Here is a 24,870-nt window from a genome sequence, read left to right as displayed (position 1 = left end):
TTTCATTTCGTCAAAAACACTTGGACGTGAATCGTCGATCCTTGTTCGTTTTTCGCTGTGCCGACCCCGAGATGCGTGAAGCGGCCGTTCAAGATGTTGGCGCGGTGCCCGCTCGAGTTCATCCAAGCGTCGACCGCTTGGTCAGGGTCGCTCGAACCCATATAGATGTTCTCGCCCCAGCCGCGGTAGCTGACGTTGTAGGCGTCGAGCGTGTCACCCGGGCTGCCGTTCTCACGGAGTTGGTGCGAGAACTGACCGGTGCGTGCCATCTCATCGGCCCGGGCTTGGGCGACGCGGTTCGCTTCGCTCGAGGCGGCGAGCGTTGTCAGACCGGCCGCTTGGCGTTCTTTGTTCGTCTCGGACAAGACGCCGCTCGCAGGAGCGGTGAACGTGACGTGTTTCGCCATGATGTAACCTGTTTTCGTCCCACTCGTCGCCTTATACCAACGTGTCGAGCCGGTATAACGGTACGAGCTCGTCTCGAGCTTCATGTCTTTTCGAAGGAAGACGACGTTCGAAGACGTCGTGAGCGGACTAGATTTCAAATAGACGCTCGACGGGGCGACGTAAGCTGTTTTCTTGAAGGCGATTTCCGCCGTTGACAGTTTGACGTAAGCGGCAGGGACATAAGCGACGCCAGCCCCCCATTGAATTTTGTACCACTTTGAACCACCGACGGTAAACGACGTCCGGACGGTCATCGTGCCGTAGCGGACAATCTTACCTAAACTTGTCGCCGATTTTGACGGTGTCTTCCGGACGTTGAGTTGACTGATGCCCGTGACAGAACCTTTCGTATTAATAGCTGTTTCTGTATACGCCGCTTGGACGGTGGCCTGTTCGAGCGGGAGTGAAGCTGTCGACGGGCTGAACGTGAGCGCCACGGCGAGTGCGCTTGATACGAGGATGGCAGTTGGTTTTTTCAAGAGGGAAGTCTCCTTTTTTAGTGATCTACCTTCATAATATATCGAAAAGGTGAATATTGGTTTTACCATTGTGTTACAAAAGGCAGACTCGGTTGAGCCTGCCTTCGTTTTACTTATAGAGGAGATAGTTTTTACGGATCGGTAAGAACGCGTCGCGCTCTGCTTCGACTTTATCCATGATCGATTCAAGCGACTCCCCATCGAGGATCATGTCCTTCACGTAGGTGTTACCGGTCAGCTTCGTGATGAAGTCGTTCGCGAGGAACTCGAAGTCGTCCGGGTACAAGTCGTGCGCCACTTTCAACATGGCGATGCCGGTCTTGACCGCTTTGAACTTCGTCGGTTCGGTGACGTACACTTCGACGCCGTGCGACAGCTTGCCCGCATTCTTCGAGAACGTCGGTGTGAACGAGGCGGCGCGGAACGTGACACCTGAAAGGTCGAGCGCGTTCAGCGTCTTGGAGTACTCGTGCGCGTTGATGTACGGGGCGCCGATCAATTCGAACGGTTTCGTCGTGCCGCGCCCTTCGGACAGGTTCGTCCCTTCGAACAGTCCGGTCGCCGGATAGACGTTGACCGTGTCGGTCGTCGGCATGTTCGGTGACGGCATGACGAACGGGAGGCCTGTATCTTCGTACAGCATCGAGCGTTTCCAGCCTTTCATCTTGACGACTTCGAGGTCGGCTTGAAGTTGGTATTCACGGTTGAACAGACGAGCGAGTTCGCCGACGGTCATGCCGTGTTTGAGCGGGATCGGGTACAGGCCGATGAAGCTTGAATAGGCCGGATCGAGCACCGGTCCTTCGACACGGAGGCCGCCTTGCGGGTTCGGCCGGTCGAGGACGACGAATGGGATGTCGTTCTCGGCCGCAGCTTCCATCGCGTACGCCATCGTGTAGATGTACGTGTAGTAACGGGTGCCGACGTCTTGAATATCGAAGACGAGCACGTCGATGTCTTTGAGCATCTCGGCCGTCGGTTTTTTCGTCGCCCCGTACAGGCTATACACCGGAAGACCGGTCACGTCGTCGATATACGAGCTGATCGTCGAGCCGGCCTGGGCATCACCTCGGACACCGTGCTCCGGTCCGTACAGTGCCGTGAGTTCAAAGTCGTCGGAGTTGTGAAATAAGTCGACGATGCTCGTCATGTTGGCATCGACACCGGTCGGGTTCGTGATCAGACCTACGCGTTTACCGGCGAGCAGTTCCGGGTCGTTCATCAACCGGTCGACCCCGAGCTCGACTTTCGGTTTCTTCGGTGTCGACTTGGCATCGGCGTCGAGCAAGACGACGGACGATGTGACGAGCGTCAGGGCAGCGAGGCCACCAATCCATTTCTTCATAAGAGTTCCTCCTCTAGAAAATGTAAGCGCTTTAACGATTATCCAGAGTGTAACACTTTGTACTTTCAATTCAATAATATTAGTTATAAATGGGAAATTTGATTTCTTAATTTGATTCGTTATACCTAAAAAAGCCACCGATTTCTCGGTGGCTCATGAATCAACGGACGGCGAGTGCTTTCCATCCGGTCGCACCCATGACAGAGCTGACTTGGGTTTTCGGGATAGTGAGGCGACCGCGGTACGGGTCGTTAATGTACAGGTTGTTTTTGTCATAGCCCGTCGCGAGCATGACGTGGTAGTTGGTGAATCCGGTGAATTTTTGGTTCGAGGCGGTATACCAATTGAAGTATCCGTACGGTTGTTTAAAGTCGACGCTTGCCCAGACGATGACCGGGTTGCCGAGCGACAGTTCGCGCTCGATCGAGGCGAGGCCTTGGCCCGAAAGATCCTTGACCGGACGGTACTTACTCGAGAAGTTGATCATGCCTTTCGGGTAAATGCCATAGTTACGATATTTACTGAGCGTGCCTTTCGGGTCGCCGGTGAACATGACGTTCGGGTCGACCCAGCGATAGAGCCGGTTCTCGTAGCGGGCGTTCCACATGCTTTTCGGCATCTCACGGTAGAGAGTCTCGGCGCTGACGACACGGCCCTTCTTCTCGAGCGCCATCTTGAGCGAGAAGAACTCGCATCCGGACGGATACCCCATCGGGAACTGGCGGTAGAGCGGCACGCTCATCTTATAGACGGAGAGGGGATTGCTGTAGGCGCCTCTCGCGTCGAACGAAGCGTTGCCGACTTTTTTGTTTTTGTACATGGCGCCCGACGCATCGAAGTAATACCATTTGCCGCTGATGGCTTGCCAATCGGTTTTCTTCGTCAACGTCGGTGCATAATACTCGTACTGTGTCGTATACTTCCAACCGGTTTCGCGGACACCGGTCGAGTGGAAGTGGTAGTAGTAAGCGCCGACTTTATGTTTGCCTTGGAGACGATAGCCGTAGACGGGATGGAAACCGTATACTTTCCCTTCAATCGTCTGGAGTCCATAGCGGCGTTTCCCATCTGTACCGAAATAGTAATAACGGGCGGCGACTTTTTGAACGCCTTGAAGCCGATAGCCGTATGTCTCATGGAAACCGTACATCGTGGTGCCGACTTTCTTCAGTCCATGTCTCCTTGCACCGTCCGAGCCGAAGTAGTAATGGCGTGTCCCGACTTGCTGCCAACCGGTCGCCATCTTTCCGTCTTTCAGCAATAAATATTTTTTCCCGGAAATCGTATATGTACCGGTTCGGATCGTTCCGTCTGTGAAGATGTAATGCTTGGCACCATTGATGGTTTGCCAACCGCTCAAACGCTGTCCGTCAGGCGAAAAGTAATAGCGTTTCCCGTCAATCGTCATGAAACCGAGCGCCATTGTCCCGTCTGACTTGAAGTAATGAACGTTGTTTTCGAGCTGTTGCCAGCCGGTCAACCGTCTCCCATCAGCAGCGAACAAATATGTAGCGCCATCAAGTGGATAAAGTCCTGTGACTCGGACACCGTTCGCTTCGAAATAATAGATCGAGTCGTCAATCGTCTGCCAGCCCGTCACCATGACACCGAACGCATCAAAGTAGTACGTCTTGCCTTCGATTTCTTGCCAACCGGTCAACGTCGTCCCATCGGCCGTCGTATAGACCGTTCCGTTTGCTGTCGTTTGAAACCCGGATTCGGCGTGTCCGATGCTCGGTAGGGCAAACAAACTGACGGCCAGTACCGTTCCTGTAAACCAATAGGTCGATTTCATTCATTTTCCTCCGCATTCAATATACAAAATTGTATAATCTTGTAACTCTATTATACGTCGAAACTCAAGGGCACATGCATCGACGAAAGACCTATTTCACAAAAACGAATAATCAGGACGTTCGACTCAAAAATAATAAGCGCTTGGACGCGACGAACAACACTAGTCCGATCAAGACAATGCTAGTGACGAGCGGCCAAACGAAATCGACGTTTTGGATGAGTGCTTCACCGGACAATCCGCCAAGGTTCCAAGGCATCCAGTCCCAATCGATCCAACTGAGCAGGAGGGATAAGACGAAGTGGAGACCGAGTGTGATGACGAGGGCGACGAGCCCGCTCTCGAGCAGCGCGGCAAATAAGAAGAAGATCGATAGCTGCACGACGAAATGGACAATCAATAGACCTGTGGAAATGACAAAGTCCGTCACATCGAACGAGTCGAACAAGATGACCGTATAATAGGCGGCAGTGCCCTGGGCGAGCAAGATGGAGAAGGCGGAGAGTAACGTGTAGTGTGCCCATTTACTCATGACGATGCGAGAAGCCGGAATGTTGAGCGACTTGAGCCAAGCGAGCGTACCGAGTGTACGTTCTTGGCTGAACGTATGCATCGCCGACAGCAAGACGACGAGCAGGCCGATCTGTCGCAGCTGCTCGCTGACCGATAAGAGTACTTCGGCCGGTGTCGGCGTCGGGATCTCGATGACGGTCCCGTCCGGCAAGTTGCCGCCTGACGCTAAAATGTCTGGTAAGAAGTAGAGCGTGAGCGGCTGCATCGCGGCGAGCAACATCAGGGCGACCGGGACCCAGACGAGCCGTTTATTGCGCCACGATTCTTTCCATTCTTGTTTAAAGATGGCCGTCCTCATTAAGCGTTCACCTCCAAAAACAGTGATTCGAGCGACGGATGACCGACGTGGAACGATTGGATCATCAGTCCTTGGGCGAGGACGCGTTGTAGAATCGCCCGCTCGGACATCGTTTTATCGGTCGTCTCGAACGTCCATGTCGTCCCCGTCCGCGAGACACGGACGACACTCGTGAGCGCGCTCCAATCGTCTGCCGTCGTCGTGTCATCGAACAGGCGAAGTTGGATGGACGATTTGGCCCCGAGCAAATCGGTGACGGTGCCTTCCATGAGCAGGCGTCCTTGACGGAGCAGGAGCACCCAGTCGCTCGCTTCCTCGGCGTCAGGGAGCACGTGCGTTGAATAGAGAATCATTCGCTCGCGTTTCAAGTCGCTCAAGAGATCGAGCACTTCCCGGCGGCCGCGCGGGTCAAGTGCTGATACCGGTTCATCGAGCAACAATAGTTCCGGGTCATGGACGAGCGCTTGGGCGATGCCGAGTCGTTGCCGCATCCCGCCTGACAAGTGCGCCGCCGGGCGGTCCACCGGTTCTAAGCCGACGCGTTTCAAGAGGTTCACGGCGTCGACGCCGGTCGTGCCCGTCAAGTCGGCCGCATATTTAATCGTCTCGACCGGTGTGAGGGAAGGATAGAGCGCCGGCCGTTGCGGTAAATAACCGACCCGGATCGTGTCGTGACCCTCGATCTGTCCGGACGTCGGCGTCGTCACACGGGCGATCATGTTGAGGAGCGTAGTCTTGCCGGCACCGTTCTCGCCGAGTAGCGACGTGCAGCCCGGACGCAACGAGAAGCTGACGTCATCGAGCGCGGTGAACGCGCCGAATCGTTTTGTGAGATGGCTCGCGTTCATTGTTTTGTCCGTCCCCAGAGGAAATAGACGATTGGACCGATGATGTTGATAAAGACGATGACGAGAAGCCACACCCATTTCGGACCGTTCGTCTCTTGTCGCTTGAGTAAATCGATCATGGCGACGACGAGGAGGATCAGTTGCAGTAACAATAAAGGCAATAAAATTAAAAGCAGCGTGCTCGGGTCATTCATAATTTCCATAGAGTTTCCCTCCTTAGTTAGCTGTACATATATTAGTTGATTCCACACATAGGACTTTATTCCTGTATCGAACACAAAAAATCCCTTTCTCGAGTTGAGAAAGGGAGCAAGTTATTTGACGATGATGACCGGTGCTTGCGCCCGTTTAGCGAGTTTATGGCTGACGCTGCCGAGGACGAACTCTTGGAACATATTGAGGCCGCGCGAGCCGACGACGACGTATTCGAACGGATCACGATTGGCGTATTTGACGAGCTCGACGTCCGGTTCGCCGCGGAGTTCGACGTATTCATAGGCAATGCCTTCCGCTTCGACCGTATCGAACAACGGTTGCATCATGCGTTTTCGTTTCGCTTCGAGATCGATCTTGCCGGTCGAGTTGAGCGCAGCCTCTTTCGATTCTTTCGCACTGACGACGTGAACGATATCAATCGATGCGTCTGACGCTTTGGCGAGTTGAATTGCCTTTGTTAAAGCCCGTCTCGAGTGGTCCGAGCCATCTGCCGCTAAAAAGATTTTACCCATTCTTTCAACGCCTCCTCTTGTACGCTTGCTACTACAAGTATATGCGATTTTTTATGAAAGCGCATTCGCAATTGTGACGATTCGAGATACAGAAAAAGGAAGTGAACACTGAGGTTCACTTCCTTTCTGATTATCGGACGATGACGACCGGCGCGAGCGCGCGTTTGGCCAGCTTATGGCTGACGCTGCCGAGCACGAACTCTTGGAACGTGTTCAAGCCGCGCGAGCCGACGACGACGTATTCGAACGGTTCATGGTTCGCATACTTGACGAGCTCGACGTCCGGTTCACCACGGAGCTCGATATATTCGTACTCGAGTCCGGCTGCTTCGATCGCCGAGAAGAAACGTTGCATCCGCTGCATCCGTTTCGCCTCCAAGTCGATCTTGCCTGTTGATTGTAAGGCACTTTCTTTTGACTCTTTCGAACTGACGACGTGAACGACATCAATTTTGGCGTTCGAGACTTTCGCGAGCTCGATCGCTTTCACAGTCGCACGCATCGAATGGTCCGATCCGTCAACGGCTAAGAAGATTTTTGTCATGTGAATCCCTCCCGAATTAATGTCCGATGCCTGCATCTTGTTGTTTCAAGTGAAGCGCAAGCGTATTGAGCAGCTTCTCTGAATCTTTGTTCAAGTTCAAGAGCTCTGGCTCGATTCCATTCGCACGATATTTGAAGACGACTTTGTCGATGGCGCCGATGGCCGAGTCGTCCCAAAGGTGGGTGTTCGAGAAGTTGATTGTCACATGTTTGATGTCTGCCTCGATATCTTCTTCGACGTCGAATTGGTTGACGAAGTCAGACGTTGAGGCGAAGAACAATTGACCGTTCACGACGTAGTGGGCGTGGCCGGCTTCGACGTTGCGGTCGAGTTCGACTTTCGAGATTTTCGCGGCGAATAAAATCGCAGCTGTTAAAATCCCGGCGAATACACCGATTGACAAGTCGTGTGTGAGCACAGTGACGAGCACAGTGACGAGCATGACGACCGTATCCGACTTTTGTGCCGTCCGGAGCGCTTTGAGCGAGCCCCAGTCAAACGTCGCATACGACACGAAGAACATGACACCGACGAGGGCGCCGACTGGAATCAACATAAGAACGTCACTGATTGTCATGATCATGATGAACAACGCGAGTCCAGCGACGAACGTCGATAGACGGCCACGTGCTCCTGACGAGACGTTGATGACCGATTGGCCGATCATCGCACAACCTGGCATCGCGCCGAAGAAACCGGCGATGATGTTGGCGATCCCTTGACCTTTTGACTCACGGTTCTTGTTCGAATCCGTTCCTGTCATGTCATCGACGATTTGAGCCGTGAGCAACGACTCGATCAAGCCGACGAAGGCGAGCGAGAAGGCATACGGCAAGATGATCATGAGCGTCTCGAGCGTGAACGGAACGTCAGGGAATAAGAATTCCGGCAACGTTGCTGAGATCGTTCCCAGGTCACCGATGTTTTTCGTATCGAGTCCCATAAAGACAGCAAGTAGCGTCATCGCGACGATGGCGACGAGCGGTGCCGGGATCGCGCCCGTGATACGTGGGAACAAGAAGATGATGACGAGTGATGCGGCGACGATTGCCCACATGATCCAGCTCTCGCCTTCAAAGTTTGGTAATTGAGCTTGGAAGATCAAAATAGCGAGGGCGTTAACGAAGCCGACCATGACCGCACGCGGGATGAACTTCATAAGACGCGCTATACCAAAGAACCCGAGCACGATTTGAATGATACCGGCTAAAATACCGGCTGCTAATAAATATTGGAGACCGTAATCTCGAACTAAATCGACAACGAGGAGCACCATGGCCCCGGTTGCAGCTGAAATCATCGCTGGTCGACCGCCCGTGATCGAAATGACCATGGCGATAATGAATGAAGCGTATAGACCGACCATCGGGTTCAGTCCAGCGATGAGTGAGAATGCGATCGCCTCAGGAATGAGGGCGAGCGCGACGACGATCCCCGCAAGGACGTCAGCCCGGACGTTACCGAGCCATTCTTGTTTGACAGTATTCAATTTTTCCAAAAAGAACACACCTCTCTTTATAGTTTTGACTTTGACCTCCGAGTCTCACGAAGATCAAATGCGTCATTATATGAAGGAAGCGGTTAAACCGACACATGTTTTCACAACGTGTTTTATCATAACGAACTTTTTCAGAAAAGACAATTGCTTATCATTAAAAACTATGGTAATTTCATAACGTAGAGGTTATATAACGATTTTGTTATACACGGGGTAAAGGAGAATGACGATGCATACGATAGATGATTTAAGTAAAGTGCTCAAAGTGCTCGCCGACCCGACACGGTTGACGATGCTCAAGCAAATGCAGGACGGGGAACAGTGTGCCTGCAGCTTCGTCGACTGTTTCGACATCTCGCAGCCGGCGATCAGCCGTCATTTGAAGATGATGCGTCAAGCGGGACTGCTGCTCGAGCGCCGGGACAAGCAATGGATCCATTACCGGTTGAACGAGACAAGCCCGTTCTATTCGATCGTCGTCGATCTGCTCGCACAAGTCGAGATGGTCGATGCGAGCTGTGACTGTGACGCCGAGTGTGCCATTTAAGGAGGAATAAACGATGAAACTTGAAGTATTCGAACCGGCCATGTGCTGTCCGACCGGACTATGTGGCCCATCGATCGATCCGGAACTGACGCGGATCGCGACGATCCATTACGTGTTGAAACAACGCGGTTTCGACGTCGAGCGTTATAACCTCGCCTCGGAGCCGAACCGTTTCGTTGAAAACGCAAACGTGCAATCCGAGATCACGAAAGGGCTCGACACGCTCCCGCTCACCGTCATCGATGGCGAGATCGTCAAACGCGGCGCCTACATGACGAACGAAGAGATCGCCGAACTGACTGGTCTCCCGGTCACGGCGTTCGCGAAACAAGACGGCGAGAAACCGAAAGTCCGCATCACGCTTAAAAAATAAGGAGGCGCGTCATGATGAATCACTTTGATTTTAATACGATTGAGCCGACCCGTTACATGTTTTTGACTGGGAAAGGCGGCGTCGGGAAGACGTCGACCGCCTCGAGCCTCGCTTTGACGCTCGCCGACCGTGGCAAGCGCGTCTTGCTCGTCTCGACCGACCCGGCAAGCAATTTGCAGGACGTGTTCGAGATGGAACTTGACGAGACACCGCGAGTAGTCCCTGGGACAGAGCTGTCGATTGCGAACTTTGACCCGGAAGAAGCGGCAAAAGCGTACATGGAACGCATGGTCGGTCCGTATCGCGGTGTACTACCAGACGTCGCCATCCAGTCGATGGAAGAGCAGCTGTCCGGTGCCTGCACGGTTGAGATCGCGGCGTTCGACCAGTTCACCGAGCTGTTGACGTCAGAGACGGCCCGTGACATGTACGACCATGTCATCTTCGACACGGCACCGACCGGGCATACGCTCCGGTTGCTCACGCTCCCGAGCGCGTGGGACGAATTTTTAGAGACGAACACGACCGGCGTTTCGTGCCTTGGACCACTTGCTGGATTATCAGACAAGCAACACCAATATAAACGGGCGGTCGAGACGCTTTCGAACGGGGACGAGACGACACTGCTACTCGTCGCCCGTCCTGAGACGTCGACGCTCGTCGAGGCGAGTCGTGCCGCGACGGAGCTCCACGCAATTGGGATCGAGCGGATGCAGCTCGTCATCAACGGTGTCGTCGATCCAGCGGAAGGCACGGACCGTTATACGAGACGGTTCATCGAGCGCCAACAAGACGCGCTCGCCAACTTGCCACAAGGCGTCGACACGCTCGAGACGTTCACGCTCCCATACGCCTATGAGAACTTGGTCGGCGTCCCGGCGTTGCGCCGCTGGGTGAACGGGGAGACGGTCGACGTACCGGATATGACGTATGATGCGAGCCGTTACGGTTCGATTGATACGCTCGTCGATGAAGTCGAAGCGGACGGTCCGAGCGTCATCATGACGATGGGGAAAGGTGGGGTCGGCAAGACGACGCTCGCCTCACTCCTCGCCGTCGCTTTAAGCGAACGCGGCCACGCCGTCCATTTGACGACGACCGACCCGGCGGCACACGTCGCCTTCACAATCGGTGAGGACGTGCCCGCCACGTTCACGGTCGACGCGATCGACCCGAAAGTCGAGATTGAGAACTATCGGGCCGACGTGTTCCGTGAAGCGGGGGACATGACCGATGAACAGCACGCGATGCTTGAAGAAGACTTGCGTTCGCCGTGTACGGAAGAGATCGCGGTTTTCCGTGCTTTCGCCGGTCAAGTCGCCAAAGCGAAAGACCGGTTCGTCGTCATCGACACGGCACCGACCGGACATACACTGCTCTTGCTCGACGCGACCGAGAGCTATCACCGTGAGCTCGAACGCTCGACCGGTGTCGTCCCGGAAGCGGTCCGCGAACTGTTGCCGAAACTTCGTGACCCGAAACAGACACACGTTGTCATCACGACGCTCCCTGAAGCGACACCGGTATATGAAGCCGAGCGGCTCGTCACCGACTTGGAACGGGCCGGTATCCGTCCGTTCGCCTGGGTCGTCAACCAATCGTTCACACCGCTCGACGTCGAAAGTAAACTGCTCACGGCGAAAGTCGCGAGCGAGGCGACTTGGCTCGAACGGGTGAACGCGTATCCGCGCCCGACGCTGCTCTCGTGGCAACAACACTTGCCGGTCGGCTATCCGGCGTTATCTCAACTATTGAAGGAGGAAGTCAAATGAACATCACGAATGAAGCGATCGATTTTATGAAAACAGCACTCGAGGATGAAGAAGTGAAATCAGTCCGGATCTGTACGGAAGCAGGGTGCTGCGGACCGACGCTCGGTCTGCATATTGCCGCTCCGGAAGCGATGGACGACGTGAAAGATTATGACGGCCTCACGTTCGCTGTCTCGAAAGACGCAGAAGCGATGGCTGAGAACGTCACGCTCGACGTCGAAATGACAGAAGACAGCGCGAGCCTCGTGCTCCGTGGTCTTCAAGAAACGTGCTAACAAAAATAGAGATTATTGGAGGAACTCATTGTGCAGTGGATTGCTAGTATCATCTTTTTAGTGACGCTCTTCCTCATCATCAAGCAACCGAAAGGCCTCGGCATCGGTTACTCGGCGATGGGGATGGCGGCCATTGCCCTCATCACTGGGGTCGTCAATTTTGATGACGTCGGAACGGTATGGGGCATCATTTGGAACGCGACGTTTACGTTTATCGCCATCATTCTCATCTCGCTCATTTTGGATGAGATCGGATTCTTTGAGTGGGCCGCTTTACATATGGCTCGAATCGCCGGGGGCGGCGGTGTCAAACTGTTCGTCTACATCACGCTTCTCGGTGCGCTCGTCGCCGCATTATTCGCGAACGACGGGGCGGCGCTCATCTTGACGCCGATCGTACTCGCGATGGTACGGGCGCTTAAATTACCGGACGCCGTCGTCTTGGCGTACGTCATCGCCTCGGGCTTCATCGCCGATACGGCAAGTTTGCCGTTCGTCGTCTCGAACCTCGTCAACATCGTCTCGGCCGACTTCTTCGGCATCGGTTTTGCCGAGTATGCGGCGCGGATGGTGTTCGTCAACGTGTTCGCCGTCGCCGGCAGTCTGCTCGTCTTGTACTTGTACTTTAAAAAAGACATCCCGAAGCAGTACGACTTGTCAAAACTCGTCGAGCCGAGCACGGTCATTAAAGACCATAAGATGTTCCGCTTGTCGTGGGTCGTCCTCGCTCTGCTCGTCATCGGCTACTTCACGAGCGACATCATCGGCATCCCGGTCTCACTTGTCGCCGGTGTCATCGCCCTGTTCTTCCTGATCATGGCGAACCGTTCGCCTGCTGTGAAGACGGAGCAAGTCGTTAAAGGCGCGCCATGGGCGATTGTCTTCTTCTCGCTCGGGATGTACATCGTCGTCTACGGCCTACAAAACGCGGGGCTGACGCAAGTGCTCGCCAACTTCATCGACTGGTTCTCAGGTAGCGTGTTAACGGCCACGTTCGGGATGGGCTTCTTGGCCGCGATCTTATCGTCGGTCATGAACAACATGCCGACCGTCATGATCGACGCGCTCGCCATCGATTTGACGAATACATCGGGTCAGATTCGCGAAGCGCTCATCTATGCGAACGTCATCGGTTCCGACCTCGGACCGAAGATCACACCGATCGGGTCGCTCGCGACGCTCTTGTGGCTTCACGTGCTCCGCTCAAAAGGACTCAAGATCGGTTGGGGACAATACTTTAAAGTCGGGATCATCTTGACGATCCCAACGCTTGCCATCACGTTGCTCGGCCTGTATATCAGCTTACTACTATATTGAGGAGTGGATTTTTTATGAAGTTAGTCATCATCGGTTCAGTCGCTGCCGGTACATCGGTCGCGGCGAAAGCACGTCGTAACAACGAAGACGCACAAATTACGATTTACGACCGCGATTACGATATCTCCTACTCGGGTTGCGGGATCCCATATTACGTCGGAGGCGAAGTCGAGTCACGTGATGACTTGACGCCACGCGACGCCGCTTTCTTCAAAAAGCGTTACAACATCGATGTCATGACGCGTCATAACGTGACGGCAATTGATGCAGACGCGAAGACGGTCACGGTCGAAAACCTGGAGACGGGTGAGACGTTCACGGACAGCTATGACGTCCTCGTCCTCGCGACCGGCGCCTCGAGCATCGTCCCGCCGATCCCGGGCGTGAAGTCAGATAACGTCTTCCCGATCCGCAACATCCAGAACGCGGAAGCGACACGCAACTTCGTCGACGCGACGAACCCGAAACATGCGACGGTCATCGGGGCCGGCTTCATCGGTCTTGAGATGGCCGAGCAGCTCAAACTTCGTGGCATCGACGTCACGATCATCGAGCGCATCCCGCAAGTGATGCCGCCGCTCGACAAAGACATGGCGTGCCGCGTCGAGGACCACCTCGAGAAGAACGGCATCGAGCTGTTGCTCGGTGAGACCGTGACAGAGCTCGTCGGCGACGGTCACGTCGAACGCGTCGTCACGGAGAGCGGGAAGACAATCGACACGGACCTCGTCATCCTATCGGTCGGTGTCCGTCCGAACACGGAACTCGCCAAGTCGATCGGTGTCACGATCGGTGAGACGGGTGCGATCGCCATCAACGAACGGATGGAGACGAACGTGGACGGCGTCTATGCTGCCGGCGACGTCGCTGAAAGCGTCTCGCTCGTCACGGGTAAACCGATTTGGCGTCCGCTCGGCTCGACGGCGAACAAGATGGGGCGTGCGCTAGGTGACCTGCTCACGGGTGGGGAACTCGAACACCGTGGCATCCTCGGAACGGGCATCTTCAAAGTGTTCGGTCTCGCGGTCGCGCAGACAGGTCTCTCGGAGCGTGAAGCGCGTGAGCTCGGCTACGACGTCGAAGTGCTCCACAACACGAAACCGGACAAACCGGCCTATATGGGCGGGAAAGACATGACGATCAAAGCAATCGGCGACCGGGCGACACGTCAACTGCTCGGCGTCCAAATCGTCGGCTTCGAAGGTGTCGACAAACGTATCGACGTGTTCGTCACGGCAATCACGTTCAAAGCGAAAGTTGATGATTTGTTCCACCTCGACCTCGCGTACGCACCGCCGTTTTCGACGACGAAAGACCCGGTCATGTACACGGGGATGGCACTGGCGAACAGCATGAACAAGTCGGCCCGTCTCATCACGCCGGCTGAGCTACAGCAGCGGATCGACGCGGACGAGGACATCCAGGTCATCGACACACGGAAAGCGGCGCAGTTTGAGAAGGCGTGCGTTGACAATGCGGTCAACATCCCGCTCGGCAAGCTTCGCGAGGCGTCAAAAGACCTCGATAAAGACAAGCCGACGGTCGTCTACTGCAACGGTGGCGTCACTGGGAACGCGGCGCAAAATGTGCTCCGTAACCTCGAGTTCACCGACGTCTATAACTTGTCAGGCGGCAACAAGAACTATCAGTTGTTTAAAAAATACGGTAACTAATCAATTAGACCCGACTCGCATGAGTCGGGTCTAATTTGCATGGTGCTGATTCCATTTGCTGACCCGGTTGCGACCGCTACGCTTGGCGACGTAGAGACCGAGGTCGGACTTTTTGATGAGCTGTTCGGACGTGGCGATCTTTGGTTCGGACGTACTCGTGACGCCGATCGAGACGGTGACATCGAGCTGCTTGCCGTCCGGAAGTGAAAACGGACTTTCCGCGATTTGACGCACGTAGCGATTGGCGATGACGAACCCTTGCGACAAGTTGCAGTCCGACAACAGCACCGAGAACTCTTCGCCACCGTGGCGACACACCATATCATCGGCACGGGCCGTCTCGGTGAGCCGTTTGCCAAGCTCGATCAAGATGGCGTCACCGGCGTCATGACCATACGTATCGTTCACCGATTTAAAATGATCGATATCGAGTAAGAGTAGCGTAATGTCATATGGACTCGAGAACACTTCCTCGTCAACGCGCTTCATCTCTTCCTCGAAGCGACGACGGTTGCCAAGACCCGTTAAGGCGTCGGTGTAGGCGGCTTCGCGATATTTTGTGATCTGCCGTTCCGAGCGCTGCATCTTACGGATGCCCCCATAGACGATATGAAGGACGAAACCGGTTGAATATCCAATCGTGACGAAAGCGATTAACGTGTAGACGTACATTTTTGGATCTGCATAGGTACTAAAATTTAAGAGCGAGAACAAGGTGATGAAACCGAGGCTGATGACGTTGACGATGCGAATGTCCCGCGTCGGTTTGATCCGCTCCCGGAGTTTCATATAGACGACTGCAGTTGTGGCTGCGACCGTATAGTCGAGAAAAACGATTAATAGCAACGTATCCGATATGATGAACGGGAGCAGCAAGATGCTCGAGACGTACGTGATCCGGACGCCTTGGAGGCCAAAATAAAGACCGGCAATGATGATGGGGACAAACCCATACTGAAAGTCGGCTTGGGCGTTCCAGAGCACACCGTGCAATGTAATCACGATCGTCAGGCCGGCGAGGAGTAGTGAAATCGTAAATTGCCGTCTTAACGGGAGCTTGCTCGTGAACCCGAGCTTCGTGAGGCGCGAGATCATATAAAGGCCGATCAGCAGTAAGCTGGCGTTGGCAATCAAGTTATTGATTAAATTGGTCATCGACATTTTAAAAATTCCTCCCCTATTTTCTATATTCGGCAGATGAGGATAAAAAAGCAATCATTTTGTGATGGAAAAATGAGTTCGAACCAACAAGTGGCTTGATATGGGAAACGTTAGTTGTTCATTTAGAAAAGAATTGAAATTAAGGAAGCGAACGTTTACAATTTTTATGTAAGCGTTTTCCTAAATTCATGCTACAAGGAGGGACCCACATGGTCAACAAACAATGGAAACCGGTATGGGCAGTTGTGCTAACGTTTGCACTGATTCTGTCGATGTTTCCGATGTCAGCGTCTGCCCTTGATAAAGAGTCGACACTAGTCGTCGTCCACTATCAAGAAGCGCCGGACAATCAAATGGATTGGAACTTATGGCTTTGGGCGAATGGCCCAGATTACTTCCCGAACAAAGGCTTCGCCTTTAACGGCGAGGACGATTACGGCAAGGTGGCGGCCTACGAATTCCCGGTCGACTCACCTGAACAGATCGGTCTCATCGTCCGAACGGACAATTGGGACAAGGATAAAGGGTCGGAAAGCGACCGCCTGATCACGAAAGATATGATCAAGGACGGTGTCGCCGAAGTGTGGATCAAGTCGGGCGACACGAAAATCTACACGTCGAACCCGGACGGGGAGACGGCGAAGACGGAAGTCGACATGAAAGTCCACTACTTCCGCTATGACAATACATACACGGACTGGGGTGTTTGGACGTGGCCGGATGGTGGCGACGGTCAAAGCATCAACTTCGATGAGACGGACGCCTACGGCGGTGTCGCGAACGTGAAGTTTGCGAACCCGGATGCGAAACAACTCATCGGTCTGATCACGAAAAAAGGCGAATGGTCTGATAAAGACGGCGAAGATCGCTTCGCGCTCAGCACGGCGAAAGAGATTTGGCTCGTCGAAGGTGATTCGACGATCTACTATTCAGAGCCTGAAATCGACCGCTCACCAAAGATCGTCTCGTTCGAGGCAAACACGTTCCGTCAGGCGGAACTAACGCTTAACCGGGCGGTCGATGAGCAGTTCCTTAGTGAATTGACGGTCGATGGCGCGGCAGTCGAGTCGGTCGAGAAGGCTGGCGACAAATCGGTCACAGTTAACTTCAGCGCTGACCTCGACTTGGCGCAAGTCATCACGGCGTCGCACCCGACGTTCGGGGACAAAGTACTGCAAGCAGGCGACGTGCTCCGATCACCGGAATTCGATGCGAAATACGCGTATGACGGCAAGCTCGGCGTCACGTACAAGCAGTCGAAGACAAACTTCGTGCTTTGGGCACCGACGGCTCAAGACGTTTCACTCGAGCTGTGGAACATGCCGAAAGACCGTCCGGCGAACGACAAGGATATCAAGAAAACGATTGCGATGAAGCGCGGCGAACGCGGCACGTGGACTGCTGAAGTCCGCGGCGACCTCGACGGCATCGGCTACACGTACAACATCAAGCATGCGTCAGGCAGCGTCCGTGCGGTCGATCCGTATGCGACAGCGGTCGGCGTCAACGGGGACCAAGGGGTCATCGTCGACTTGAACGAGACGAAACCGAAACGGTGGAACTCGATGAAGCCTAAGCTTCAAAACGCGACGGACGCGATCATCTACGAGACACACGTCCGTGACTTCTCAATCTTTGACGTCACATCGGATAAGTATGATTCAGGCATAGCGAATAAAGGCAAATACCTAGGTGTCGTTGAACCGGGTACGCGTCTCCTTGTAGACGGCAAAAAGACGGCGACGAAGACAGGACTTGATCACGTCAAAGACCTCGGTGTGACGCACGTCCAGTTCATCCCGGTGTATGACTACAACACGGCCTCGGTCGACGAGACGAAACCGAACGCGACATACAACTGGGGCTATGACCCGAAAAACTATAATGCGCCGGAAGGTTCATACTCGACGAACCCTTATGACGCAAAAGTTCGAATCATGCAGATGAAAGAAATGATCCAAGGTCTCCACGACAACAATTTGCGTGCCGTCATGGACGTCGTTTATAACCATATGTTCGATGCGCAAGCCTCGAACCTTCATAAGATCGTACCAGGCTACTACTACCGTTACACGGCCGGCGGAGACTTCGCGAACGGGACGGGCGTCGGCAACGACACCGCGTCTGAGCGCAAGATGATGCAAAAACTCATCGTCGATTCAGTCGTCTACTGGGCGAAAGAATATCATTGGGACGGGTTCCGCTTCGACCTCATGGGAATCCACGACGTCGAGACGATGAACCAAGTCCGTCAAGCACTAGACAAAGTCGATAAATCGATCCTCGTCTTCGGCGAGGGTTGGGACCTAAGCACACCGCTCGACCCCGCATTGAAAGCGAACCAAAAGAACGCCTATAAGATGCCGGGCGTCGCGCACTTTAACGACAACATCCGTGACGGCTTGAAAGGCAGCGTCTTTATCGACACGGATAAAGGATTCATCAACGGCAAAGACGGTCTTGAGAACCGCATCAAAACAGGAATCGTCGGTGAAATCGACTATAACGCCGAGATCAAAGGCTTCACGAAAGAGCCGACGCAAGCAATCACGTACGTCGAAGCGCATGACAACCATACGCTTTGGGATAAGCTTGAACTCACAAATCCAATCGCTTCAGAGTTGAACAAGACGAAAATGCACCGTCTTGCGTCAAGCATCCTCTTGACGAGCCAGGGGACGACATTCCTCCATGCCGGCCAAGAGTTCATGCGGACGAAAGAAGGCGACCATAACTCGTACAAATCGCCAGACCGCATCAACCAAATGGACTGGAAACGCGCCGCCGACCGTAAGGCGGACGTCCAGTACATGAAAGGCTTGATTGAGATGCGTAAACAAAACCCGGGCCTTCGCATGACGAAAGCGACCGATATCAAGAAAAACTTGAAGTTCTATCAAGCAGAAGCGAACGTCATCACGTATTTGATCGATGACAAAGCACCTAGCCAGAAGAAAGATTTGTTTGTGACGCATAACGCTAACCCGTCGCAAGTGACAGTGAAGCTTCCGAAAGGACAATGGAACATCATTGTGAACGGCAAGCAGGCGGGCACGAAAACAATTAAACGAGTGTCAGGTTCGGTCAACGTTCCGGCCTACTCAACGTTCGTCTTAAAGCAACCATAATGCGCGAGACCACGGAGCACATATCCGTGGTCTTTTTTTACGTTGCAATCGTGTAGAGGAGTAGGTAAACAGTATATTAAGACATGACATTTTTTTGAATATATGTCTGTGATTCGGTTCATTTCCCTTATTTGAAAAATGCGGAAGCATTTTCAACTAATCAATCTTGTATAATCAAGTTAACACGTATCGAAACGTGACATTTGTCACACGAAGGAGTGGTACACATGGGCTTCTTCCGTAATTGGAAGCATGTATTAGAATCAAACGTTGAGCAGGCCGAGCACGATGGACGAATCAATATCGATCCGTTACTGCTCGATCAATATCCGGACGCAGTGTACGTCCTGGATCGAGACTTGAACTTCGTCGACTCGAACGAAAAGTTGTCGCTCCTCTTTAGCGGGGAAGAGGAACGTTTCGTCCATCCTGCATCCTGGCTTCCAAAACTAGAAAGTGAACGTGTTCACGCCTTTCATCAGCGGGCGCTCCAAGGGGAGACCGTTCATTATGAACTGAAAGCGTTGAATGCGGACAAGCGACGCATCCATCTGTCAGTCACGAACACGCCGCTCTATACCGGCCGGGTCATCACCGGATTGTACGGTGTCGTCAAAGACTTGACGACCCAGATGGAACTGCGTGAACGATACAATCGGATGAAAGTGGGACGGACGCTGTTCGAGCGCATCCCAGGTCTCATCCTGATCGAACTTGATCTCGAGTCCGGCGAGTTTTACCATTCACCGCAGACGGGTGAACTGCTCGGGTTATCTAAGCGGCAACTTGGAGATATGAAACGCGAACATTTCCGTAACATGATCCATGAGGATTACCGTCCAGAATTTGCGGCAGCCATCGAGACGCTCATCCACGATGCTGACGTGCAAGAGTATGAGACTCAAATCAAGGCGTTCAATCCGAAGCAACAAAAATATTTGGACTTGATCGTCAAAGTCGGTATGTCAAAAGATCGAAAATCAGTGACGTGGGCAATGTTTGACGTCACCAATTTGGTCAAAGTCGAAGAAGCGCTCACGATGGAGCAGTCCAAAGTGAAGCAGTTGTGCGAAATCGTCGACTCGGTCATTTTTGAACGTTATTTCGAGACGAAACAGTTCAAATTTTTGACGCCGGGCTTCTCGCACATCTTTGGCTATACGGAAGACCAGTTCAACACACACCCTGACTATTGGCAGCGTGTCGTCGTTCCTGACGACGTGCCGAAAGTGAACCAAGCCCGAGAAGTGACGCTCAGCGGTAAAACGACAACGTTCTCGTATCGTATCTATGCGAAAGGCAATGTCAAATGGATCGAAGAGAACCGGGAGCCGATTTTTTCTGAAGACGGCATCGTCATCGGGTTTCGGACGCTCGTCAAAGACATCACCCAACTGAAAGAGCAGCAACAAGAGATTTGGCGCCTCGCCTCGCTCGACCCGATCACGAACATGCCAAACCGTGAGTCGATCACAGGATCGGTCTATCAACTCACGCGCAAACGCGACCCGTTCACATTGTTCTCGCTTTCGTTCAACCGGATTGCCGAAATCAACAATACGTTCGGCTACGAGCTCGGTGACGAGTGGCGTGTCGCGACGGTGAACCAATTGATTCGTCTGTTGCCAAAAGACGCCTTGCTCGGTCATCTCGATGCGGATAACGTCTTGATTGTGTTGCCGCGCCGGATGGAAGACCCAGAAGTGCTCGCGCTCGGGAAAGAGTTAGGAACGTTGTCGAAATATCGATTCCATATTGACGTGTACGACTTGTTCGCGCGTATCTCGATCGGCGTGAGCCGCTATCCTGAAGACGGGGCACAGGCGAGCGAATTGATCAAGCACGCATGTGTCGCCATGAACCGGGCCGATAAAAAGTTCGGGACGCAACTCGAACTGTATTCGTCGCAAATGGACATCGAGTCACTCAAACGCTACGAGCTGTTGCGCGATATGCGAGGTGCGCTGCAAAACAACGAGTTCTATTTGATGTATCAACCGAAAGTGAACGCCTGGACCGGTCAAATCGTCGGAGCCGAGGCGCTCATGCGTTGGACGCACCCGACGTGGGGCTCGATCTCACCGGCCGAGTTTATTCCGCTCGCCGAGGAAAGCAGCCTCCATCTCGATTTGACGAACTGGTTGATCGAAGAGGTGTGCCGCTATATCACATCGCTCAAACATCGAGTCCCGATCTCGATCAATGTCTCAGCCAAATACTTGTATCAAGAACGGTTTGAACGCGTGTTCGAAGAGATGTTAGACCGCTTCCACGTCCCGGCGTCGTATCTCGAAGTCGAGATCTCGGAGACGTCACTGTTAGACGACGCCCAGCAGATCACACAAGCGTTCGAACGGTTGAACAGCCTCGGTATCCCGATCGCGTTTGACGACTTCGGTAAAGGGTATTCGTCGCTTGCTTACTTGCAGGCGTACAGTGCCCAGACGATCAAGATCGACCGCATCTTCGCACACAACGTCAACCAAAGCCGAAAAGCCCAAGGCATCATCCGGAGTCTGCTCCTCATCGCCGAAGAGTTCGGGATGAACGTCGTCGTCGAGGGTGTCGAGATGATGGATGACTTACTTCGACTCCGTGAGTTCGGGTGTCACGTCATTCAAGGTTTTATTTTCAGCCGACCGTTGCGAGAATCCGATTTTGAACAAGCGCTCGAGACGGGAACGCTCATTCCGATCGAGGAGTACGTCGAGACGATCCAACCGGCGAACCGGTTGATCCACGCCGGCATCACGATCACGCGCCTGCGCAATCAAGCGGTCGCGGTTGGGACATCGCCAATCGTCATCATGAAGCGCGGCTTTAAAGCAATCGCCTTCTATGGCTCGATCCGGTTACCGGTCGATAGTGACATCAATCTCGTCATCTTGCTTGATGACGGGCAGCCGTCGCTGCCGATTCAAGTGACGCGATTGACCGAGCTTGCGAACGGATTATATCAATATGAAGCGACGTACGAACAGACCGTCGAACTCGAGAAACGGCTGACTGCGCTCGAGAGTGACAAACCGCGCGGCTTTACGATTCAACAAGCGAAAGACTTAGTCGAAGGATGAGACACAGCGAGCCGGATTTGCCGGCTCGCTTTTTGTGCGCTCTAAAACTAGAAACGGGACGCAGTTTTCTCTAAGATGGAAGGGACAGATTAGAAGAGGAGACAGAAACGATGGATCGACTACAGGCAGCCCGCCACTTTTTCTCACAACTTGAAGGGGAGCATACCGAACGGTTACGGGAGATCGAAGCCGAAATCGATCGGACCGGGACGTACACGCTCACGACGGACGAATTGGCGTCCGGGGCAAAACTCGCATGGCGCAACTCGAACCGCTGCATCGGCCGCTTGTTTTGGCAGACGCTCACCCTCCACGACGCGCGTGACGCGGAAACGTTCGACGAGGTGTTTGAAGCAATCGTCGCCCATCTTCGCTACGCGACGAACGGCGGAAAGATCCGCTCGACGATGACCGTCCTCCCGAACCATTTTCGGATTTTGAACACGCAACTCATCCGTTACGCGGCGTACGAGACGACAGACGGCATCGTCGGTGACCCGCTATCGCTGTCGATGACGAGACAAGCGATGCGTCTCGGTTGGGCCGGGGCCGGTACTGCTTTCGATCTGTTACCGCTCTTGCTTACAGACGGGAACGAAATCCGCATGTATGAACTGCCGGCCGATGCCGTGCTCGAGGTCGATATTCGCCATGACGACGTCGATTTGTTCGGGGGACGTGACGTCAAGTGGCACGCCGTCCCGGCCATCGCTGACATGGAGATTGAAATCGGTGGACACCGCTTCACATCGGTCCCGTTCAACGGGTGGTACATGGAGACAGAGATCGGGGCGCGCAACCTCGCCGACGTCGAGCGCTACAACCTGCTCCCGCTTGTCGGGGCATCACTCGGTCTCGATACGTCAAAAGAGCGGACGCTCTGGCGTGACCGCGCCCTCGTCGAGCTGAACGTCGCCGTCTTGCAATCGTTCGAGCGCGCCGGCGTGACGATTGTCGACCATCATACAGCGGCGAAACAATTTAAACGGTTCGAGAAAAATGAGACGGACGCCGGTCGTGACGTGACCGGACAGTGGAGTTGGCTCATCCCGCCGCTGTCACCGGCCTCGACCCACGTCTTTCATCGACACTATGATGACAAGATTGTGACGCCGAACTTGTTCGCGCGGTCAGGTTGTCCGTTTTCAGCGTTTCAAGCCAAGCCAAAAGAGGAATCTAAAGGCTAGGAAACGAAATGAAAGGATGATGAACGTGGCAGTCCCAATCTGGAAACGCGCTGTAGCAAGTCGAATCGATAAAGTCCTATTGGAAGCACCCGCGAAACTCGTGGAAAAAACAATCCGTAAAAAAATTTGGCCGGGTAAAGAAGTAAAAAATTATTACTTACCGACACTCGTCTCCATCGCAGGAGAAGCCTACTTCTTGCTGAACCGGGACGGGCAGACGATCGGCGACAAAATCGTCGGCATTAAAGTCGTGAGCCAAGACGGTCGACCGCTTTCCTTCGAGCAAGTCATGAAACGGACGCTCTACAAGGACGTCGTTTATCCGGCGACGCTTGGTCTACCACTTCTTCGTGCGCTTCAACAGATGAAGTCGAATAAAGACCTCGAACTTCCGCACGATGAATTCGCCCACACGAAACTGATTTCGACAAAATGAACGGGAGCAGGACGATTCCGCAATCGTTCTGCTTTTTTCTTCGGGGAAGTGGCGGGGGAAATGGGTTATAATGAAAGAGGAAAAAATTGAACGACTACTGGAGGACTATTTGTTATGACAAAAATTGCATGGATCACCGATAGTATGGCCAACTTCTCGAAAGAGGAGGCCGCCCAGCTCGGCGTCGAGATCGTCCCGATCCAATTGATCGTCGACGGGAGCGGCTACAGTGAAGTCGACCTCTCGATTGAGGAATTGCACCGCTACATGATCGACCAAAAGAAAGAAGCGAAGACGTCGCAACCGATTTTTGGTGACTTCATCTCGCGTTACGAGCGCTTAAAAGAAGAAGGGTACGATTGCGCCATCGCCGTCCACTGTTCAAACGGACTGAGCAGCACCGTCAAAAACTCGAGTGCAGCGGCTGAGGCGGCTGGATTTAAAGTTTACACGGTCGACTCGCACGCAGCGCTCGAGGCGCAGCAAGAGCTCGTCCGTCTCGGTCTCGCTGCCGAGGCAGAAGGCAAATCGGTCGAGGAAATCGTCGCTCTTCTCGAAGCGTGGCGTGACAAGAAAAACTTCTTCATGATCATCGGGAACATGGAGACGATGCGCCGGGGCGGACGTGTGTCATCAGGTGAGATGTTCCTCGCGAACATCTTGAACATCAAACCGATCATCACGCTCGACGAATCTGGGAAAGTCATCCCGTTCAAAAAAGTGCGTTCGATCAAAAAAGCGTACGTTGAGATGGTCACCGAACTCGAACGTCTTCATGCGGCGAATGGGATCCATAACAACCGTGTCTTCGTACAGACGGCGCTCGCGCCAGAGATGCAAGACAACCTCGTCGCGCTCATCCAAGCGAAATTGCCGGAGATTGATGTCGTGAAGACACGTTTCTGTCCGTCGATTGCGGTCCATGCCGGCTTTGAGACGGTCGGTGTGCTTTGGCTCGACGCTTAAGTTGAAAGGGGGAGACAGCATGGAGGCTGTGAACACACTTTCGATGTTGAACGAACGGGTCGCCGAGGCGGAGCAGTTGCTCGTCTATGTCTCGCATCCGGGATGCAGCGTCTGTCACTCGCTCAAGCCGCAAGTCGAGGACATGTTGACGCATTTTCCTGACATCGAAGCGGTCGCGGTCGACTCGGACGAGGTGCCGGATATCGCCGGCGCCTATTCGATCTTCACCGTACCGGTCATCTTGTTCTTCATCGACGGCAAAGAGATGCTCCGCCGGGCCCGGTTCGTGCCAATCGGTGAGTTGACCCACCAACTCGAACGGCTCCAAGAGATGAGAAAGTAAATCCACAGACGTGTGTCTGTGGATTTTTTTGATTGTCGTGATGATGTAACGGGAATTAATGAA

General features: G+C 53.7%; 22 protein-coding genes. 12 read left to right on the top strand and 10 right to left on the bottom strand.

Features of this window, described 5'->3' with window-relative positions; all coding sequences use genetic code 11:
- Window positions 1–2: 2 nt before the first annotated feature.
- The 9 genes from A6395_RS04875 to A6395_RS04835 all read right to left on the bottom strand — a co-directional run bounded on the left by A6395_RS04875 (window position 3) and on the right by A6395_RS04835 (window position 8,555).
- On the bottom strand, window positions 3–926 hold the full coding sequence (locus A6395_RS04875) for a CAP domain-containing protein (RefSeq protein ID WP_071398104.1): 924 nt from the start codon (window positions 924–926) through the stop codon (window positions 3–5).
- A gap of 109 nt (window positions 927–1,035) precedes the next feature.
- The gene (locus A6395_RS04870) at window positions 1,036–2,271 is read right to left on the bottom strand and encodes an exo-beta-N-acetylmuramidase NamZ family protein (RefSeq protein WP_071398103.1); all 1,236 of its coding nucleotides are present in this window, start codon (window positions 2,269–2,271) and stop codon (window positions 1,036–1,038) included.
- A gap of 160 nt (window positions 2,272–2,431) precedes the next feature.
- Window positions 2,432–4,066, bottom strand: coding sequence for a C39 family peptidase (locus A6395_RS04865; RefSeq protein ID WP_071398102.1), 1,635 nt, complete (start codon window positions 4,064–4,066; stop codon window positions 2,432–2,434).
- Between the two features lie 112 nt (window positions 4,067–4,178).
- The gene (locus tag A6395_RS04860; protein WP_071398101.1) at window positions 4,179–4,937 is read right to left on the bottom strand and encodes an ABC transporter permease; all 759 of its coding nucleotides are present in this window, start codon (window positions 4,935–4,937) and stop codon (window positions 4,179–4,181) included.
- A complete protein-coding gene (locus tag A6395_RS04855) occupies window positions 4,937–5,785 on the bottom strand; it encodes an ABC transporter ATP-binding protein (protein ID WP_071398100.1) in 849 nt (282 codons plus the stop codon). The genes A6395_RS04860 and A6395_RS04855 overlap by 1 nt, the downstream gene beginning before the upstream one ends.
- Window positions 5,782–5,988 (bottom strand): PLD nuclease N-terminal domain-containing protein, encoded by a 207-nt coding sequence (locus A6395_RS04850; protein WP_071398099.1) that lies wholly within the window; start codon window positions 5,986–5,988, stop codon window positions 5,782–5,784. The genes A6395_RS04855 and A6395_RS04850 overlap by 4 nt, the downstream gene beginning before the upstream one ends.
- Window positions 5,989–6,099: 111 nt before the next feature.
- Window positions 6,100–6,513, bottom strand: a complete 414-nt coding sequence (locus tag A6395_RS04845) for a universal stress protein (RefSeq protein WP_071398098.1) — start codon at window positions 6,511–6,513, stop codon at window positions 6,100–6,102.
- Between the two features lie 130 nt (window positions 6,514–6,643).
- Window positions 6,644–7,057 (bottom strand): universal stress protein, encoded by a 414-nt coding sequence (locus tag A6395_RS04840; protein ID WP_071398097.1) that lies wholly within the window; start codon window positions 7,055–7,057, stop codon window positions 6,644–6,646.
- A 16-nt stretch (window positions 7,058–7,073) separates the two neighbouring features.
- Window positions 7,074–8,555, bottom strand: a complete 1,482-nt coding sequence (locus A6395_RS04835) for a SulP family inorganic anion transporter (RefSeq protein WP_084812940.1) — start codon at window positions 8,553–8,555, stop codon at window positions 7,074–7,076.
- 229 nt (window positions 8,556–8,784) lie between these two features.
- Here A6395_RS04835 and A6395_RS04830 point away from each other — a divergent pair, with 229 nt between their 5' ends.
- Genes A6395_RS04830 through A6395_RS04805 form a run of 6 tightly spaced genes read left to right on the top strand, consistent with a single transcriptional unit; the run spans window position 8,785 to window position 14,512 of the window.
- Window positions 8,785–9,102: an ArsR/SmtB family transcription factor gene (locus A6395_RS04830; protein ID WP_071398096.1), complete on the top strand. Its 318-nt coding sequence runs from the start codon at window positions 8,785–8,787 to the stop codon at window positions 9,100–9,102.
- A gap of 13 nt (window positions 9,103–9,115) precedes the next feature.
- Window positions 9,116–9,475 (top strand): arsenite efflux transporter metallochaperone ArsD, encoded by a 360-nt coding sequence (gene arsD / locus A6395_RS04825; RefSeq protein ID WP_071398095.1) that lies wholly within the window; start codon window positions 9,116–9,118, stop codon window positions 9,473–9,475.
- A gap of 14 nt (window positions 9,476–9,489) precedes the next feature.
- Window positions 9,490–11,247 carry an arsenical pump-driving ATPase gene (arsA, locus tag A6395_RS04820; RefSeq protein ID WP_252100509.1) on the top strand — a complete coding sequence of 586 codons (1,758 nt, stop codon included), beginning with the start codon at window positions 9,490–9,492 and terminating at the stop codon, window positions 11,245–11,247.
- Complete coding sequence (locus A6395_RS04815; protein WP_071398093.1) at window positions 11,244–11,522, top strand: Fe-S cluster assembly protein HesB; 279 nt, start codon at window positions 11,244–11,246, stop codon at window positions 11,520–11,522. The genes arsA and A6395_RS04815 overlap by 4 nt, the downstream gene beginning before the upstream one ends.
- A 30-nt stretch (window positions 11,523–11,552) precedes the next feature.
- Window positions 11,553–12,839, top strand: a complete 1,287-nt coding sequence (locus tag A6395_RS04810) for an arsenic transporter (protein ID WP_071398092.1) — start codon at window positions 11,553–11,555, stop codon at window positions 12,837–12,839.
- Between the two features lie 14 nt (window positions 12,840–12,853).
- Window positions 12,854–14,512, top strand: coding sequence for an FAD-dependent oxidoreductase (locus A6395_RS04805; protein WP_071398091.1), 1,659 nt, complete (start codon window positions 12,854–12,856; stop codon window positions 14,510–14,512).
- 30 nt (window positions 14,513–14,542) lie between these two features.
- Here the strand turns inward: A6395_RS04805 and A6395_RS04800 are convergent, their stop codons facing one another.
- On the bottom strand, window positions 14,543–15,673 hold the full coding sequence (locus A6395_RS04800) for a GGDEF domain-containing protein (RefSeq protein WP_071398090.1): 1,131 nt from the start codon (window positions 15,671–15,673) through the stop codon (window positions 14,543–14,545).
- 209 nt (window positions 15,674–15,882) lie between these two features.
- On the opposite strand from A6395_RS04800, the gene pulA reads away from it, so the two are divergent.
- The 6 genes from pulA (at window position 15,883) to A6395_RS04770 (ending at window position 24,807) form a co-directional block, all read left to right on the top strand.
- Entirely contained in the window at window positions 15,883–18,801 is a 2,919-nt protein-coding gene (gene pulA, locus A6395_RS04795; RefSeq protein ID WP_071398089.1) for a type I pullulanase, read from the top strand.
- Between the two features lie 227 nt (window positions 18,802–19,028).
- A complete protein-coding gene (locus A6395_RS04790; protein WP_071398088.1) occupies window positions 19,029–21,875 on the top strand; it encodes a sensor domain-containing protein in 2,847 nt (948 codons plus the stop codon).
- A 110-nt stretch (window positions 21,876–21,985) separates the two neighbouring features.
- A complete protein-coding gene (locus A6395_RS04785) occupies window positions 21,986–23,062 on the top strand; it encodes a nitric oxide synthase oxygenase (protein ID WP_071398087.1) in 1,077 nt (358 codons plus the stop codon).
- 19 nt (window positions 23,063–23,081) lie between these two features.
- Window positions 23,082–23,498, top strand: a complete 417-nt coding sequence (locus A6395_RS04780) for an RDD family protein (protein WP_233589710.1) — start codon at window positions 23,082–23,084, stop codon at window positions 23,496–23,498.
- A 114-nt stretch (window positions 23,499–23,612) separates the two neighbouring features.
- Window positions 23,613–24,464 (top strand): DegV family protein, encoded by an 852-nt coding sequence (locus tag A6395_RS04775; RefSeq protein WP_071398085.1) that lies wholly within the window; start codon window positions 23,613–23,615, stop codon window positions 24,462–24,464.
- 19 nt (window positions 24,465–24,483) lie between these two features.
- Window positions 24,484–24,807 carry a thioredoxin family protein gene (locus A6395_RS04770; RefSeq protein WP_071398084.1) on the top strand — a complete coding sequence of 108 codons (324 nt, stop codon included), beginning with the start codon at window positions 24,484–24,486 and terminating at the stop codon, window positions 24,805–24,807.
- Window positions 24,808–24,870: the final 63 nt, after the last annotated feature.

Source organism: Exiguobacterium sp. SH31 (assembly GCF_001816105.1).
In the GTDB taxonomy this organism is placed as follows: Bacteria; Bacillota; Bacilli; order Exiguobacteriales; family Exiguobacteriaceae; genus Exiguobacterium; species Exiguobacterium aurantiacum_A.
Note: the sequence above shows the minus strand (reverse complement) of the source record. Positions and strands in the feature narration are given on the sequence as shown.